The sequence below is a fragment of the Microcoleus sp. CZ3-B2 genome (assembly GCF_036705055.1).
In the GTDB taxonomy this organism is placed as follows: Bacteria; Cyanobacteriota; Cyanobacteriia; order Cyanobacteriales; family Microcoleaceae; genus Microcoleus.
In genome coordinates, this window is record NZ_JAUBTN010000016.1 from 34983 (window position 1) to 51276 (window position 16294).

Sequence of the window (16294 nt, forward strand, 5' to 3'; positions counted from 1 at the left end):
ACAGAAAATTGTCGATCGACCTTTATTCAAAATCCCCAGGATCAAATTATGACAAGCTTGGATTTAAGCAACAAGCGTATTCTAGTCACCGGTGGCGCGGGTTTCCTAGGCCGTCAGGTAATCGACCAGTTAGTCAAAACAGGCGCGGATGCTGATAAAATTTCGGTAACGCGATCGCGCGACTGCGACCTCCGCGTCATGGAAAACTGCAAGCGCGCCGCCGACCAACAAGACATCATCATACACTTAGCAGCCCACGTTGGCGGCATCGGTTTAAACCAACTCAAACCGGCAGAACTATTTTATGACAATTTAATGATGGGCGCGCAACTAATCCACGCAGCCTACGAAACAGGAGTCGAAAAATTCGTCTGCGTCGGTACCATTTGCGCCTATCCCAACTTAACCCCAGTTCCCTTCAAAGAAGACGACCTCTGGAACGGATATCCCGAAGTAACCAACGCACCTTACGGAATAGCAAAAAAAGCCTTATTAGTGCAACTGCAATCCTACCGCCAGCAGTACGGATTCAACGGTATCTACTTGCTACCAGTAAATCTGTACGGCCCGGAAGATAACTTTGACCCAAAAAGTTCCCACGTCATCCCCGCATTAATTCGCAAAGTCTACGAAGCCCAAGAAAGGGGAGACAAAACATTACCTGTTTGGGGCGACGGCAGCCCCAGCCGCGAGTTTTTGTATTCCACAGATGCCGCGCGCGGGATTGTGATGGCGGCTCAATCTTACAATGAATCTGACCCGGTTAATTTGGGAACAAATAGCGAAGTTAAAATTCGCGAATTAGTAGAAACGATTTGCGAATTGATGGGATTTGAGGGAGAAATTGTTTGGGAAACAGACAAACCGAACGGTCAGCCGCGCCGCTGTTTGGATACCGAAAGGGCTAAGGAAAGGTTTGGTTTTGTGGCTGAAATGGGCTTTAAGGAAGGGTTGAAAAATACCATTGATTGGTATCGCAAACACGCAGTTTGAGTGTATAAAACCCCGGTTTTTTGAAGAAACCGGGGCTTTTTTAAATGATATTCAGGGGTTGAAACCGCTACTATACAAACGATGTTTGCCTCCGCAGACTAAGAATAAGAATTTATACCAATCGATCGCCTTTTGGGGAGAGTTCTCCTACAATAATTACCTGTAGAACACTTTTATTGTAAAATATATTATTTTCGCAGATGTTTATTTGGCAATGGAACTGAACCAGCAGAAAGAACTTTTTAGCAAAGCTTATGTGCGTGCGGTTGCAGCCGTGGCAGGTTTCTCGATCGATCTGTTAGAATTAGACTTCGACAGCATCGACCTACAAATCACGGCTGGCAGCGGTGAGGGAAGCGTTTATTTTCCAGAGTTGAAGTTACAATTAAAATGTACTTCAAGGGACGTGATGGATGGCGACTACATCCGATATCCGCTCAAACTCAAAAACTACAACGATTTGAGAAGGAATACCCTAGTACCTAGAATCTTAGTTGTAGTTTTAGTACCAGAAAATCTAGAAGACTGGTTGCAGCAGTCAGAATCTGAACTGTGCATGAGAAGTTGTGCCTACTGGATGTCATTGCGGGGACAGCCAGAAACACAAAATATAGCAAATGTGACTGTTTCTTTACCCCGCACCAATCAGTTTACAATAGAAGCTCTTAAGTCAATGATACAGCGCATTAGCGAGGGAAGTTTGCCATGAAAGTAACTGTAAGAGATAGTCACATTCTGAAAACAATTGAGCCAAATGTGTTAGAGAAATACTTACAGATAAATGGCTGGCATAAAGCTCGTCAATTTTATGACGGATTCATTTGGAGTAAGAAAAATTCAGTGAGTCAGGAGGGGGAAGTATTGGTTTCCCCTCACCAAGATTTTGATGATTTTGCCGAGGTGATGTGTCGGAACTTAAAAGCAATAGAAGTGGTGGAAAATCGTTCTCAGCTAGATATTCTCAGCGATTTAATCACGGTTTTACCTAATGTTGCAATCTCGGGATGGATTAATAAAGTGCACGGGGCAGAATCTCCGGCCAAAATTACATTAATGGGATTTGTCGTGGGGAAGCTGAGAAAAATTAATCTGGAATTGAGCGGATCTGATTATCAGTTGGCCCTCAAGGCTTATGAAGCGCGATCGCCAGTTACCTGTTTTGGTGATTTAATTAAAGAAAATGACTGTTTCGTGCTACAAAATCCGCGAGATTTTGCTCTGCTGACTGAGGCAGAATTAATCAAATAGTTTGGGAAATCCTGGTTGTGGTACAATATCAAGCAAAAATTATTGTGCCGATCGCATTACAGGAAAACAGGTTGTGCAAACTCTAAAATTAGGTGCATCGAGTTCCGATGTTGTGAAACTGCAAAAACGCTTGCTGGAGTTAGGTTTGAATCCAGGAAGTGCAGATGGTCAATTTGGGCCGAAAACTGAAGCATCCCTTAAACAGTTTCAAAGCAATCAAGGGTTTTTAGCTGACGGAATTGCGGGCCCCAAAACGCTAGCTGCGTTGTTCCCCGGAGAACCTTTGCGGTTGTCACTTTTATCAGACAGGGCGATCGGGCTAATTTTAGAATTCGAGGTTGGCGGCGGGCGGGAATATTACGAAAAGCTGTTGCAGCGTCCAACTTGGCCGGAAGCAGCATCGGGAATTACGATCGGCATCGGCTACGATCTAGGTTACAACAGTGTAGAAGTTTTTAACCAAGATTGGCATAAATTAGGAGATGCAGATCAAAAACGTTTGAGTAACTGCTGCGGCTTGAAAGGAGAAACTGCAAAAAGCCGTTTAGCTAGCGTGCGAGACATTCTTATTTCTTGGGAATTAGCGTGGGAAGTTTTTAATATTGTAACTATCCCAAAATTTTACAATTTTACTAAAGAAGCATTTCCCGGTTTTGAAGAATTGCCTGCAGATGTTCAAGGCGGATTGGTAAGTTTGGTGTTCAATCGCGGCACGAGTATGGAGGGAAACCGCCGCCGGGAAATGCGTGCCATCCGGGATTTAGTGCAGAAAAAAGATGTGAAGGGCATTGCTGAACAAATCCGGGAAATGAAACGGATTTGGGTGGGTACTTCAATTGCCAGGGGAATGAATAGGCGGCGGGATGCGGAAGCGGCTTTAATTGAGGAAAGTGCTTAATCACAAATGAATAATGACTAATTTCATAACCATTGTAGGATGGGCAAATATCTATTTTTAATAAAATTGGTTCGTAGTGAGGTTTTTCGTGCGATCGAAAAAGAAGGACTGAAATCCTTTTTACGAACCAATCTGTTTGAGTGTTCGGATTTTCTTCCGAGCGAAAAAGAAGGACGGGAGCATCTCAGTTTGGCAAAAATGAGATGCTCCCAGAAGGATTAAAGTCCTCACTACGAACTTTGTAAGTCTAATAATTAAAGCTTTGAACTTGCAGCAGTATGCGGTGGTAGTACAACTTTCTTGGCTAAACCTAGCACTTGTAAAATTTTAATCGCCCACCAAGTCATGTCAATTTCCCACCATTTATATCCAGCTTTTGCTACATTTGGATAAGCGTGATGGTTGTTGTGCCAGCCTTCTCCGTAGGTGAGAATTGCTGCCCACCAAAGATTGCGAGAATTGTCGTGAGATTTGAAAGTGCGGTAGCCTGTCATGTGACTCGCAGAGTTGATTAACCAAGTGCTGTGCCACAGCAAAACTGCCCTGAGAAATACGCCGTAAATCACAAATGACCAACCGCCAATTAGGTACAGCAAGATTCCTACAGGAATTTGCAGTATCAGAAAGTTGCGATCTAACCAGCGGTAAAATGGATCTTTAGCTAAATCTGGAGCGTATTTTTTGTAAGTTTCGTAATTAAAAAACTCTTGGTGCGGGTAAAATATCCACATCATGTGACTCCACCAAAAACCGCGCCGCGCGGAGTAAGGATCTTTATTGTTATCTTCTGTGTAGAGATGATGCTGGCGGTGTCCAGAAACCCAAAAAATCGGGCCGCCTTGTAAGGCTAAAGCACCTATTGTGGCGATCGCATATTCTAACCAAGAAGGCACTTGGAAGCTACGATGAGTTAACATTCGGTGATATCCCAAGCAAATCCCAATGCTGCCAAATAGCCAGTGCAGCAATATCGCTACACCTAAAGCAGACCAAGAAAAAAACCAGGGGGCTAATAATGCTAAGCCGTGTATTATCCCAAAAAATGCCGCAGTCGTCCAGTTAAATGCGATCGGCTGTTTGCCCTCAAGGGCCGTTTCGACGGAATTATAAGTCATGAAATTTTTATTTTAGATAACGGCGATCTGCTAACGAAACAACGATCGACCTTCCCCTATACACTGGTTAAAACTGATGCTCGCGAAAGCATACCGTTACAGGCGGAACAGAAAATGCAAGTTTTACTTACATATTCAGCTTAACAGGCGTTTCCTTTTTATGCAAGTCTAACTTGCAATTTATTGTATGGCCGCTCAACGGAATCCAACTCGGCAGCGTTTAATCGTTGCAGCGCTAGAGTTATTTGTCTCTCGGGGAGTTACCGAAACCACGACTAAGCAAATTGCAGAATTAGCTGAAGTTAATGAGGTAACGCTATTTCGGAATTTTGGTAGCAAGCACGGCTTGCTTTTGGCAGTCATTGAAGAGGCTGCCGTATTTACTAAGTTGGGTGAAAGTTTAGTCGATCGGACAAATCAGACTAGCAGCATTCATGAAACGCTCAAAGACTACGCTATTGCGTGTTTACAGGCGCTGGAACGGGTTCCAGAAGTCGTGCGATCGGTGGTGGGCGAAGCCGGAAAGTACCCCGCAGAAAACCGCGCGGCGTTGGGTAGAGGCTTTACCGAAGCCAACCGTTATGCAGCAGAATATTTTGCTGCTGCGATCGATCGCGAGAAGTTGCACACACATTTGAGCGCCGAACAGCTTGCGAGTTTACTCAACGGAATGTTGGTGGGATATGCGGTGATTGAGTTTACTAGCGAATTTCACGAACTTTGGCATGATCGGGAGGATTTTTTGGAAAATTTAGTCACGCTGTTTTTGCACGGGGCTGTATCGTCTTTTGATGAGGAGGAAGAAAAGGAGAATGCTAGTTTTTTGAGTGAGAATCGGAAGGTGGAAGCTGGGATTTTGCCTGCGTCTGGCGGATTTGGCGCCCAAATTCGGGACAGCCCCATCGCCCAGAATCAATTTGCAGTTAAATCGGAGTTGGCGATCAAAAAAACTGCTGGGGAAAATGTGTTAGATTTGCCAGCAAATTTAGTCGCTGCCATTTTGCAGCGAGCAAAAAAGCTGGGAATCCAACAATATGCTTTAGTATATGTTTTGTTTGGATCGGGATTGAGTAAAGATGAGATTGTTGGGTTGGAGCGATCGCACCACATCAGCGATTCTCGCCAACAACTGCTGCAAGTCACCCAAGGTTTGGGGCGGCAAGTTCCCGTAAATCAATGGATTTTGGGCAAGCGCTACGGTTCTTATACTAACAATCCGCTGACTCAGTGGTTGAAAAGCCGGAAAGATAGCGAGTCAGCTTTGTTTTTAAATCGAACTGGAAAACCCCTGTCGGAAAATGATTTAGTAGAACTGTGGGAAGAATTGACTGCGGGATTGGTGGGTGTTGAAGCAGAGGCGATCGCGATCGAACAAACTCAACAAACCTGGTGCGTGGAGATGTTAATGCGGGGTATGAATTTGGAAGATATGCAGATATTGACTGGGTGGGATGTTGCTAAGTTGCAGCCTTACCTGCGGAGATCCAGGGAAAAAACTGCTTTGGAACAAGCGATTCGTCTCGATCGCAAATCCTAGACAAATCATAGTATTCAAATGCCAAGGTCAAAGAAATGGGAATCAGTTTGAAATTTAACAGGCCTATAATGTACTGTGTTGAGACAATATATGCTATCAGATTCGGTTAATTTACCGTGATATCTGTAGGAAGCGGCAGTGCCGCTTCCCTACGCTGTGGCGAGACAAGATATATTCTGAAATTCGGTTAATTACCCATGATATTTGTAGGACACCGCACTGTCGTGTCCTATCTTTTTTAGCTGTTTCTCTACCCTTTTTAGCCGTCTTCCTAGGTTTTTTCGCATTCTTTTAAACTGATTTAATCTGAAATATGAACGCTCCTGAACCTTCATTAACTAAAACTGAATTAAGAAAATCGCTCCTCAACACCCGCAAATCCCTATCAGCACAAGAGTGGAGAGAAAAGAGCGAAATCCTCTGCAATCACCTGCAAAACTCGCCCCTATTCGCCCAAGCAAAAACAATCCTCGCCTACTTCAGTTTTCGCCAAGAACCAGATTTAAGTCCCTTGTTTGCAACTCCCCGCAAATGGGGATTTCCCCGCTGTGTCGGGAAAGAGCTATCCTGGCACATCTGGCAGCCCGGAGATGCTTTACATAGTGGAGCTTATGGCATACTCGAACCACTGCCTGATGCTCCTAAAATAGATTGTTCAGAAGTAGATTTAATCCTCGTACCCGCCGTTGGTTGCGATGTTCGCGGCTATCGCTTGGGTTACGGCGGCGGCTATTACGATCGAATGCTAACTTTACCAGAGTGGCGAGCGAAAATGGCGATCGCCACAATCTTTGAATTTGCCTTGCTAGCCCAGCTACCCGTTGACTCCTGGGACAAAGCGCTGCACGGAATTTGTACTGAAAGCGGGTTAAAAATGATACAGCAAAAATCCCAAAGGTCGATCGAGTAATAAATTTTTAATAATTAGCAGGATGTCGGCTCAAACGATCGCAGCAAAATTGGTTTGCAGCATCGGACTTCAATCTTCATAAAAATCTGAGGACTTCAGTCCCCACTACAAACTTATACAAACTTATAACAGTTATTTTACAAGACATGATATTATCCCTAGAGCCATCTTTAGTTCTCAGTATAGTTTAATCTAAAATCCAAAATCTAAAATCTAAAATACTATGGCCCAGCGCTACGTTCGAGTTAAAACAACACAAGGACACATCCATTACGGTTTGCTGCAACTGAGCCACAGCGTTCAAGTATTTGATGCACCTCCCTGGTTAAAAGGACAACCAACAGATTTGGAACTCCAACCAGATACTTACCAAATTCTCGCCCCTTGCTCTCCCTCAAAAATTGTAGCCGTCGGCAAAAATTATGTCGATCACGCCGCCGAAATGGGTACTCCAGTACCCGAAGAGCCCCTGCTATTTTTTAAGCCGCCCAGCGCTATCATCCCCGCAGGTGGAGCGATTCGCTATCCGCAGCAATCGGAAAGGGTAGACTACGAAGGAGAATTGGCCTTGGTAATTGGCGAACATTGTAGCAACTGCACTCCCGAACAAGCACACGGCAAGATTTGGGGCTATACAATTGCCAACGACGTCACAGCCCGAGATTTGCAAAAGCGTGACAACCAGTGGGCGAGGGCGAAAGGGTTCGATACATTTTGTCCCTTGGGGCCTTGGATTGTGCGCGAATTGAGTCCGGCTGCACAGTTGCAGACTTTTGTCAATGATAGCGATCGGCCGATACAGTCATCCCCGATCGATCGCATGGTATTTTCCCCAGACTTTCTAGTCTCCTACATCAGTCAAATAATGACTTTGATTCCCGGCGATGTGATACTAACAGGAACGCCACAAGGGGTAGGGCCGCTACAAATAGGCGATCGAGTCCGCATCGAAATTGAAGGTATTGGGAGTCTTGAAAATACAGTAGTCAGTAGTCAGTAGTCATTAGTCAACAGTCAGTAGTCAGTAGTCAGTAGTCAGTAGTCAGTAGTCAGTAGTCATTGTTGACTGTTAGCTGTTGACTGTTAACCGTTAACTAATAACTAATAACCGTTAACTAATAACTAATAACTACTGCTTTCCTGTCAACTCACAACTAAGAGAACCGGCACTTTTGCCAACTGCCAACTGCCAACTGCCAACTGCCAACTGACTAACGAACCTGCATATAAACAGCATCCGAAAGCGGAGGAATCTCTGCATAGCGTCCCAACGCCGACTGTACGACTGCATAGACAAATGCAGCCAAAGCACCCAAAAACACCATATTAAACAGAGTTTCCGCAATAAATGCGACTTGCAAGCCTCTAGAAAAAATCGGCAAAATCAAACCGCAGAGCATCAAAACAATGTCTAAAAGAATCGCCTGCATCGCATTAAAACGAATGAAGTGACTGATGTTTTCGTTTCTCACCACTGCTAAATACAGCGCAAAGAAAATAATCAAGCTAGCGAAGGGCAACCTATAAATCTGAAGCAACGGAGTTAGCGGGATCAAAAACAGTTGGAGGACAGGAAACTGTGCAAACAGATACCTGCCAAACCCCAGCCCGTCAATCAGTGGCAGCAAATAAGGCAAACAAGCAAAAATTCGGTCTGGAACAGTCGTAGATCCGCGCCAAGTCATAATGAACTCTCCTGAGTCGATCGATAAACTATCAATTCCCGTTAAACTCAGGATAACGCAGCAGGCTCAGTTCCGACTCGCCCGGAATTTTCCCACACTTAGAGCCGAGTAGATTCAGGGGTATTTAGATCGAGTCGGGTTCAATAGTCACCATCCCCGATGCCCTGCGCGGGCCGATGCTTTTAGGCCCTGCGCGGGCCGATGCTTTTAGGCCCTGCGCGGGCCGATGATTATTTAATATTGGCAATGACGAAGCCCATTAGACACTCGTATCGATCGGGCAAATTTTCCGTAGGTTTAGCAACTGGATGCCCGCAGCGAAGCTCTCCACCGCTCCAGCGCGGTTGGCCCGTGCGATCGGCGAGCACACAACCTTGGCAAACACACTGAGGGGCAAGCATCTGATTTTCCATTAGAATAACTAACATTTGATACCTCCGGCAGGTTTCATACCAGTAATTTCATTGTATGTCAGGAACTTGGGACAAACGGCTTAAGCTGAACACAATGTAATATTTGGATAAATCATGTGAAATCCGTAGTAGGGTAAAAGATCCCCAATTCGCAATCCTAAATTGTCAAGAGGTTGATTATTGTGACCGACACTAACTTAGACTTGCTTTCCAAAACCGACCCGCAGATTGCCGATTTAATCGGGCAAGAACTCCAGCGCCAGCGAGACCACCTAGAACTGATCGCCAGCGAAAACTTCACCTCCGCCGCAGTAATGGCAGCTCAAGGCTCCGTGCTGACCAATAAATACGCTGAAGGACTGCCAGCCAAGCGCTACTACGGCGGCTGCGAATTTATTGACGGCATCGAGCAAATTGCGATCGATCGCGCCAAACAGCTATTTGGAGCAGCCCACGCTAACGTCCAGCCCCACTCCGGCGCTCAAGCCAACTTTGCAGTGTTTTTGAGCTTGCTAGAGCCTGGGGACGGAATTATGGGCATGGATTTGTCCCACGGCGGACACCTGACCCACGGTTCCCCCGTCAACGTATCCGGCAAATGGTTCAAAGCTTTTCACTACGGAGTCAGCCCAGAAACAGAACAGCTTGACTACGACGAAATTTTGGCACTGGCGAAACAAAACCGACCGAAATTGCTGATTTGCGGCTATTCAGCATATTCGCGAATTATCGACTTTGAAAAGTTTAGAGCGATCGCCGACGAAATCGGAGCCTACCTGCTCGCCGACATCGCCCACATCGCTGGGTTAGTCGCCACAGGCCACCACCCAAGCCCCCTCGCCCACTGTCACGCAGTCACCACCACTACTCACAAAACCCTGCGCGGCCCGCGCGGCGGCTTGATTTTGACCAATGACCCCGAACTAGGCAAAAAGTTCGACAAAGCAGTGTTTCCCGGCACTCAAGGCGGCCCCTTAGAGCACGTAATTGCGGGCAAAGCAGTAGCTTTTGGCGAAGCATTAAAACCCGAATTTAAAACTTATTCCGGTCAAGTAATAGAAAATGCGCGGGCTTTAGCTGCACAGTTGCAGCAGCGGGGTTTAAAACTCGTTTCCGGCGGCACAGACAATCACTTAATGCTAGTAGATTTGCGATCGGTAAACATGACAGGCAAGCGAGCCGACCAATTAGTTAGCGGTGTGAATATTACTGCTAATAAAAATACCGTGCCTTTCGATCCGGCATCGCCTTTTGTCACCAGCGGTTTGAGACTCGGTTCGCCGGCGATGACAACCAGGGGCATGGGAACTACTGAATTTACCGAAATTGGTAATATTATTGCCGATCGACTGCTGAATCCTGAAGATGAAAGCGTCACAGCCGATTGCCTGCGGCGAGTAGCTGCACTTTGCGATCGCTTCCCGTTATATCCGCACTTGTTCTTAAAAGTGCCGGCATTAGCTTAATTTTCCTGATCGGCAATGGGAAATTTGTAGTTGGAAGTGTACGGGTAAAAGGGTAACAGAGCCGGGAAAGATTGAGAGTTGCCATTCGCGCCCCCTGTTTTAACGTGCATATATTTGCCGTAGGGGCGGGTTTCACCAGAGATATTTGTCGGTAGCCAAATATCTTTATAAACCCACCCTGAATTCCCGAATGATGAGGGAAATAACTCACAATTCGTCGATCGCAACTCACAACTCTCCGGCTCCCAACCCCCAGTCGCCCTACAAAAGACCTCTCCCATAATTCTTGTCGGGTAGGCATCCTGCCTGCCCTTTACAGGCTTTTATGGAGAGGTCTAAAGATGTTTCCTTGTGTTGACACTCCTCGGCCTTAAGGTACGAGGATTCTTAAGACATTACGGTCTTAATATCCCTATTGCTAGGGTTCCTTTCGCTGACTACATTTGCACTTTACGTGCGTAGTCATGTCTCCTCTGTGAATGTTTTGGGCGTAGACTTTCCCCCAGTCCGGAGGTAGGTTTTTAAATCTTGTCTGATCCGTGTAGTATACCACAGGCTTGCACATGGATATGTTTACCCAAATACATGAGGATTTCTTACTACACACTTTCGGAGAAAAAGCCGTCCTCAAAGGACGGGGTTTTCAACCCAATTTTCTGATAAGCCATCTGAAATGTAGTAGACTCTGCCTGACAGCCTAATTGCCCCGCACTATTTAAAATTGATTTCAGATGCCGCACCAGTATCTGTACCACGTAGTTGCTTTTCTGGTTTCTGCGATCGTCGTCCTCTACAGTACGCCAATAGTCAAAAAAATTGGTCTCAAAAGCGGGCGAGTCGATCGGCCAGGCGAGCGAAAAGTCCACAAGCGCCCGATGGTGCGCTTGGGAGGAGTGTCCATCTTTATGGGCACTCTGATTGCTCTGTTATTTGTCTGGCTCTCAGGAGGCTTCATCGATGCTAGCGGACAAATTCTCGATCGCAAAGACGAATATGAAATCTGGGGAGTCACCCTCGGCGGCCTCGGATTCTTCCTCATCGGTTTAGCAGACGATTTATTTTCGCTCTCAGCCATCAAACGCTTGCTCATGCAAATTGGCGTATCCAGCATCGCTTGGTACGCGGGCGTACAAATTGAGTTTCTCACAGTTCCATCCTTGGGACTGACAGATCTTGGCTGGCTGAGCTTGCCAATTACCGTAATTTGGCTCGTCGGTATGGCCAACGCCATCAACTGGATTGACGGTTTGGACGGTTTAGCAGCCGGAGTTTCAGGTATTGCAGCAGTTGTCATGCTGATAGTCAGTCTGTCAATGCACCAACCCGCAGCAGCCCTAATTGCAGCGGCGTTAGCAGGCGGCACTTTGGGATTTCTGCGCTACAACTTCAATCCGGCTCAAATCTTTATGGGAGATGGCGGCGCTTATTTTATCGGTTTCACTCTCGCGGGAGTGGGAGTAATTGGGTTAGTTAAAACTACGGCTATTACCTCTGTGTTGCTGCCATATTTAATTTTAGCTGTACCGATTTTAGATATGTCTGCGGTTATTCTCGATCGGCTCCGCAACGGCAAATCACCGTTTATTGCTGACAAGCGCCACCTCCACCACCGACTTCTCGAAGCCGGAGTATCCCATCGATTTGCGGTTTTATTTATTTACGCCCTAACATTGTGGGTGGGAAGTTTAGCCCTCGCTTTTTCGATACCCAGCGGCGTAATTTACGCACTGGGTGCAACAAGTTTGCTGGGATACGCTAGCTGGAAAGTTTGGAGACACGCTCGATAGTCTGTTAACAGTTAGTTGTTAGTTGTTAGTTGTTAGTTGTTAGTTGTTAGTTGTTAGTGATCGATAACCAATAATCAATAACCAATAACCAATAATCAATAACCACTAACCAATAACCAATAACCAATAACCAGTAAAAAATCTAAAATCTAAAATCGAATGGTTGCTGAAATTATTTGTGTTGGCACTGAATTGCTTTTAGGAGATATTCTTAATGGCAACGCTCAGTTTTTAGCCAAAGAATTAGCGAATCTAGGAATCCCTCACTACTATCAAACAGTTGTGGGGGACAATCCAGAACGCATCAAACAAGTGTTAGAAATCGCCGTTAACCGATCGCAACTTTTACTATTTACAGGAGGCCTCGGCCCGACACCAGACGACCTCACCGTCGAAACAATCGCCGATTTCTTTGGCGTTCCCTTAATCGAAAAACCGGAAATTATCGCCGATATCGAACAAAAATTTGCCCTGCGCGGACGCACTATGAGTAAGAGCAACCGCAAACAAGCTTTAATTCCAGAAACGGCGGACATTCTGCCGAACCGCAGCGGTTCGGCACCGGGCATTCTTTGGCAGCCGATTCCCAAGGTGACAGTGATGACATTTCCCGGCGTACCGGCGGAAATGCACTTGATGTGGCGAGAAACCGCCGTTCCTTACCTGAAAAATGGCGGTTGGTGCAGCGCAACTATTTTCAGCCGCACGTTGAAATTTTGGGGAATTGCTGAGTCGGCGCTGGCGGAAAAAGTAGAATCTTTTCTGAATTTAACTAATCCTACTGTCGCTCCCTACGCCAATCACGGTCAAGTCAAATTGCGGATTTCTGCCCGCGCTGACTCGGAAGTGGCTGCGAAAAAGTTAATTGAGCCGATCGAACAACAATTGCAGCAGATTACAGGCCTAGACTGTTACGGTGCCGATACCGATACCCTCCCTTCGACAGTAGGCAAATTGCTGCTGTTGGCCGGGGAAACTCTGAGTGTGGCTGAATCCTGCACGGGAGGAGGGTTAGGGGCGATGCTGACTGCTGTTCCCGGCAGTTCGAGCTATTTTTGGGGCGGGATTATTTCTTATGACAATCGGGTTAAGGAATCATTATTAGGTGTTAATCCCCAAGATTTAGCCGAATTCGGCGCAGTCAGCCAGCAAGTAGCGAAACAAATGGCGGCGGGAGTGCGCGCGAGGCTCAATACGAGTTGGGGATTGAGCATTACAGGCATCGCCGGGCCCGGAGGCGGTACAGACGCTAAACCTGTGGGACTGGTTTATATCGGTTTATCCGGCCCCGACGGCGTGACAGAAAGTTTTGAATACCGCTTTGGCGATGGCCGAGGCCGCGATTGGATTCGGCATCTCAGTAGCTGTACGGCGCTCGATCGGCTCCGGCGTCAATTATTATTGGTAAAAACATAGAAAAATCCTACGATTGGTCAATTGTCAACAGTCAACTGTAAGCTTAAGCTTTATTTAACACTCTCTACTCCGACATAATTTGGCAATCTTCCTTTTGCCTCTTGCTTATCTGTAAAGATTCGTTATGATAATAAGATAGGACTGATTGGCAAAGATACTGAACTCTCTCCTTTGCTCAAAAACAACCAGCAAGCGAGAAAGCAAGTTTGACCTTTGGTTTCAAAGCCGTGCTTGCTTATGTTTCAGAGATTTAGCCGTCGGTTTAGCAGTCTAGACTATAAAAAAAGGAGCTATCCGTTCAATGGAAAACATTGAAAAGGTGCTGGAACAAATTGAAAAATGGGTTCGCAAGTTGATAGAAGGACTGCTGAGTCCCGAAGCTCAACCGGAATTGGAACCGATTCCTATTCCAGTTAACCAACCTAGGCATCGTCGATAGTTGAGACGGGGTTTGAGATTTGATGTTGGCGATCGAATTCAAGTCAAAACTCAAAGTTTTGTGGCGCTGGAATTTAAAAAATTGTTAAAGATCCTGGTACTTCACGGCCCCAATTTGAATTTATTGGGTCAACGAGAACCTGGAGTTTATGGTTCTGCGACTTTAAATGATATCAACGAGTTGCTAGAACGAGAAGCGCAAGCCCTCCAGGTGAAAGTCTCAATTCAGCAGTCGAATCATGAAGGAGTCTTGGTGGATGCAATTCACTCGATGTTAGGGCAGCACCAAGGCTTGTTAATGAATCCTGGAGCTTATACTCATACGAGTGTGGCAATTAGAGACGCGATCGCTGCTGTGAATATTCCTGTGGTGGAAGTTCATCTGAGTAATATTTATCGGCGGGAAGCTTTTCGACACCACTCGTATATCGCACCAGTGGCGATCGGACAAATCAGCGGTTTTGGCTCAGACAGTTATCGGCTGGGGCTGCAGGCTCTGGTTAGTTACTTGGTTAAAAATTAAAAATTCACCGATTTTCGCGATCGGATGAGGGCAGGTTTTAGATGGAAGGCCAGCCCTTGTATGTTTATGTAAAATTGAAATTAGCCACAAGAATTGGGTCATGGCTAATGGCTAATGGGTAACATCCTGTTCCGCACCGCACCCCGGTTCGTAGTGCGGAATGCGAGTCGGCTCTTAGAATGCAGACGCTGACTGACGCACTACAAACCATTTTTGTGATGATAATCGATTCGTAAAAAAAACGGTTTATGATGGTGCGTCCAGAATTGTGGGTAATATCAAATCCGGTAGCATCGGAATGATTCAGATATATATTCTCGGACTCTGTGTACTCTGTGTTCTAGCGCCGGTTAAATCACCTGATGATGCTACCGGAAACGATATAATTGCTAAGGGATAAACTGTACTGCTGCATTTGATTTTAAAATTTTGGGCGCTGCAAAAAGCCCTCCCCACAAGAGTTAAAAAAACAAGATTTTTGAAATTAATTGCAGTACAAATAGAGGGCTAATAAGGAAAAAAAATAACCATTCCCAATTCCCCAATTCCCAATTCCCCAATTCCCAATTCCCCAATTCCCAATTACTAACAACTTGAGTTAAATTCAAATGCGCCATTCCCTGTTGAGCAAGTTTCAAGGAACCATACTGGGGGCAGTTTTAGGAGACTCTACAGGCCTGCAATATCAGAGGCAACTGGTGGGTATTTCCCCCAAAACAGAAGGCTGGCAGCCGATTTTACAACTGACGAAACACCAGCAATTGACCCTGAACGGGCAAACATTTTTGAATTCTCCCAACACTAAAATCCTCACTGGCACGCACTCATCCGAATGCGGGAGACTTGCAGTAGCGTGGACTCAAAGTTTAATTCGGTGTATGGGTTTAGATTTAAAAGATTGGGGCGACACTTGGGAAGGATTTGTCAAGTCGGAAATCTATCCTCCAGAAAGCACCGAGTTTCAAAGCGTGCTTAACCCTTGCGAAGCTGCTGTTGCTGCGATCCCGTGCGCGATGTTTTTTCACGAAAATAAAGCTAAGCTGCGAGAAAAAATCATGCTGGCGACAGATGTTTTTCCCAACGAAAATAAGTCAGAATTGCAAACAGCCGTTTTAGCTATCGGATATGCGATCGCCCGATCGCTCAAACAAAGACTCGATCCCTCGACAGCGATCGATCAAACAATTGCCTACCTGAACACAGATAATGCCTTAACAGAGCTACTGCTACAAGTGCAAATACTACTAGAACAGAAAGCCGATTTAGAAACAGCAACCACCCACCTGTGCAAAAGCGTCACAGCTTTGCCAGAAAAACAAGGCGATGGCGACAAAAGAGCGCAAACTAACTCAACTGTCAACCAGGGAAATTTGCTGCCCATCGCCCTAGCTTTCTACTGCTTCTTGAACACTGCAGAAGACTTGCGCTTGTCAGTGATGCGGGCAGCCCGCTGCGGGATAGCCGGACAACTCACCTGCGCTTTGACGGGAGCTTTGTCTGGAGCTTACAACGGCGCTGCTGCGATTCCTGTAGAATGGCGACAATTATCTTCGGCTGCGGTGGAATCGCGGCGGTTCGCCGAAGGCGGAGAACCCTCGCTCTGGGGAATCGGCAGCGATGCCAAAATTGTGGAGTTAGCAAATAATTTGTTTGCGGTGTGGGCGGGAGTTTACAACCCTTCAGCAGGCATGAATTCGGAAGCGCTAGCCCGCGCTGTGGCTGCACCTTATGTGATTAGACCTCGCAAAATATAAAGTTTTGAGCTTGAAAAAGGGAGGGTAAACTAGAAATTAGTAATGAGAAATGAGCAATTAACCAGTCAAAAGCGAAAGCGGAAGGAAAGCGGCAATTAAAAATTTAAAAAT

The 16294-nt window shown here is 46.0% G+C and carries 17 protein-coding genes; 13 read left to right on the forward strand and 4 right to left on the reverse strand.

Features of this window, described 5'->3' with window-relative positions; translation table 11 throughout:
* Positions 1–48: 48 nt before the first annotated feature.
* From QUA97_RS09830 to QUA97_RS09845, 4 genes are all read left to right on the forward strand, one after another.
* A complete protein-coding gene (locus QUA97_RS09830; protein ID WP_194067649.1) occupies positions 49–993 on the forward strand; it encodes a GDP-L-fucose synthase family protein in 945 nt (314 codons plus the stop codon).
* A gap of 214 nt (positions 994–1207) precedes the next feature.
* Positions 1208–1702: a DUF4365 domain-containing protein gene (locus tag QUA97_RS09835; protein WP_194067650.1), complete on the forward strand. Its 495-nt coding sequence runs from the start codon at positions 1208–1210 to the stop codon at positions 1700–1702.
* Entirely contained in the window at positions 1699–2241 is a 543-nt protein-coding gene (locus QUA97_RS09840) for a hypothetical protein (RefSeq protein WP_194067651.1), read from the forward strand. Before QUA97_RS09835 ends, QUA97_RS09840 begins: the two co-directional genes overlap by 4 nt.
* Before the next feature lie 73 nt (positions 2242–2314).
* Positions 2315–3139 carry a peptidoglycan-binding protein gene (locus QUA97_RS09845; protein WP_333194512.1) on the forward strand — a complete coding sequence of 275 codons (825 nt, stop codon included), beginning with the start codon at positions 2315–2317 and terminating at the stop codon, positions 3137–3139.
* 254 nt (positions 3140–3393) lie between these two features.
* Here QUA97_RS09845 and QUA97_RS09850 read toward each other — a convergent pair whose 3' ends face one another.
* Positions 3394–4254 carry an acyl-CoA desaturase gene (locus QUA97_RS09850; protein WP_194067653.1) on the reverse strand — a complete coding sequence of 287 codons (861 nt, stop codon included), beginning with the start codon at positions 4252–4254 and terminating at the stop codon, positions 3394–3396.
* A 187-nt stretch (positions 4255–4441) separates the two neighbouring features.
* Here QUA97_RS09850 and QUA97_RS09855 point away from each other — a divergent pair, with 187 nt between their 5' ends.
* The 3 genes from QUA97_RS09855 (at position 4442) to QUA97_RS09865 (ending at position 7701) form a co-directional block, all read left to right on the forward strand.
* The gene (locus QUA97_RS09855; protein ID WP_194067654.1) at positions 4442–5791 is read left to right on the forward strand and encodes a TetR family transcriptional regulator; all 1350 of its coding nucleotides are present in this window, start codon (positions 4442–4444) and stop codon (positions 5789–5791) included.
* 313 nt (positions 5792–6104) lie between these two features.
* Entirely contained in the window at positions 6105–6701 is a 597-nt protein-coding gene (locus QUA97_RS09860; protein ID WP_194067655.1) for a 5-formyltetrahydrofolate cyclo-ligase, read from the forward strand.
* Positions 6702–6924: 223 nt separating this feature from the next.
* Complete coding sequence (locus QUA97_RS09865; protein WP_333116663.1) at positions 6925–7701, forward strand: fumarylacetoacetate hydrolase family protein; 777 nt, start codon at positions 6925–6927, stop codon at positions 7699–7701.
* Positions 7702–7912: 211 nt separating this feature from the next.
* On the opposite strand, the gene QUA97_RS09870 is transcribed toward QUA97_RS09865, so the two are convergent.
* Positions 7913–8386 (reverse strand): Tic20 family protein, encoded by a 474-nt coding sequence (locus tag QUA97_RS09870; RefSeq protein ID WP_194067657.1) that lies wholly within the window; start codon positions 8384–8386, stop codon positions 7913–7915.
* A gap of 230 nt (positions 8387–8616) precedes the next feature.
* Positions 8617–8814, reverse strand: coding sequence for a hypothetical protein (locus QUA97_RS09875; protein ID WP_106149203.1), 198 nt, complete (start codon positions 8812–8814; stop codon positions 8617–8619).
* A 167-nt stretch (positions 8815–8981) separates the two neighbouring features.
* On the opposite strand from QUA97_RS09875, the gene glyA reads away from it, so the two are divergent.
* On the forward strand, positions 8982–10265 hold the full coding sequence (glyA, locus tag QUA97_RS09880; protein WP_333194513.1) for a serine hydroxymethyltransferase: 1284 nt from the start codon (positions 8982–8984) through the stop codon (positions 10263–10265).
* Here the strand turns inward: glyA and QUA97_RS09885 are convergent.
* The gene (locus QUA97_RS09885) at positions 10262–10546 is read right to left on the reverse strand and encodes a hypothetical protein (protein ID WP_333194514.1); all 285 of its coding nucleotides are present in this window, start codon (positions 10544–10546) and stop codon (positions 10262–10264) included. The genes glyA and QUA97_RS09885 overlap by 4 nt on opposite strands.
* Positions 10547–10996: 450 nt before the next feature.
* Here QUA97_RS09885 and QUA97_RS09890 point away from each other — a divergent pair, with 450 nt between their 5' ends.
* The 5 genes from QUA97_RS09890 to QUA97_RS09910 all read left to right on the forward strand — a co-directional run bounded on the left by QUA97_RS09890 (position 10997) and on the right by QUA97_RS09910 (position 16183).
* Entirely contained in the window at positions 10997–12052 is a 1056-nt protein-coding gene (locus QUA97_RS09890; RefSeq protein WP_333087431.1) for a glycosyltransferase family 4 protein, read from the forward strand.
* 159 nt (positions 12053–12211) lie between these two features.
* Positions 12212–13468, forward strand: coding sequence for a competence/damage-inducible protein A (locus QUA97_RS09895; protein ID WP_194067660.1), 1257 nt, complete (start codon positions 12212–12214; stop codon positions 13466–13468).
* Between the two features lie 301 nt (positions 13469–13769).
* Positions 13770–13907, forward strand: coding sequence for a hypothetical protein (locus QUA97_RS09900; RefSeq protein ID WP_194009100.1), 138 nt, complete (start codon positions 13770–13772; stop codon positions 13905–13907).
* An 81-nt stretch (positions 13908–13988) separates the two neighbouring features.
* Positions 13989–14429 carry a type II 3-dehydroquinate dehydratase gene (gene aroQ / locus QUA97_RS09905; protein WP_228049995.1) on the forward strand — a complete coding sequence of 147 codons (441 nt, stop codon included), beginning with the start codon at positions 13989–13991 and terminating at the stop codon, positions 14427–14429.
* A gap of 608 nt (positions 14430–15037) precedes the next feature.
* Positions 15038–16183, forward strand: a complete 1146-nt coding sequence (locus tag QUA97_RS09910; protein ID WP_333194515.1) for an ADP-ribosylglycohydrolase family protein — start codon at positions 15038–15040, stop codon at positions 16181–16183.
* Positions 16184–16294: the final 111 nt, after the last annotated feature.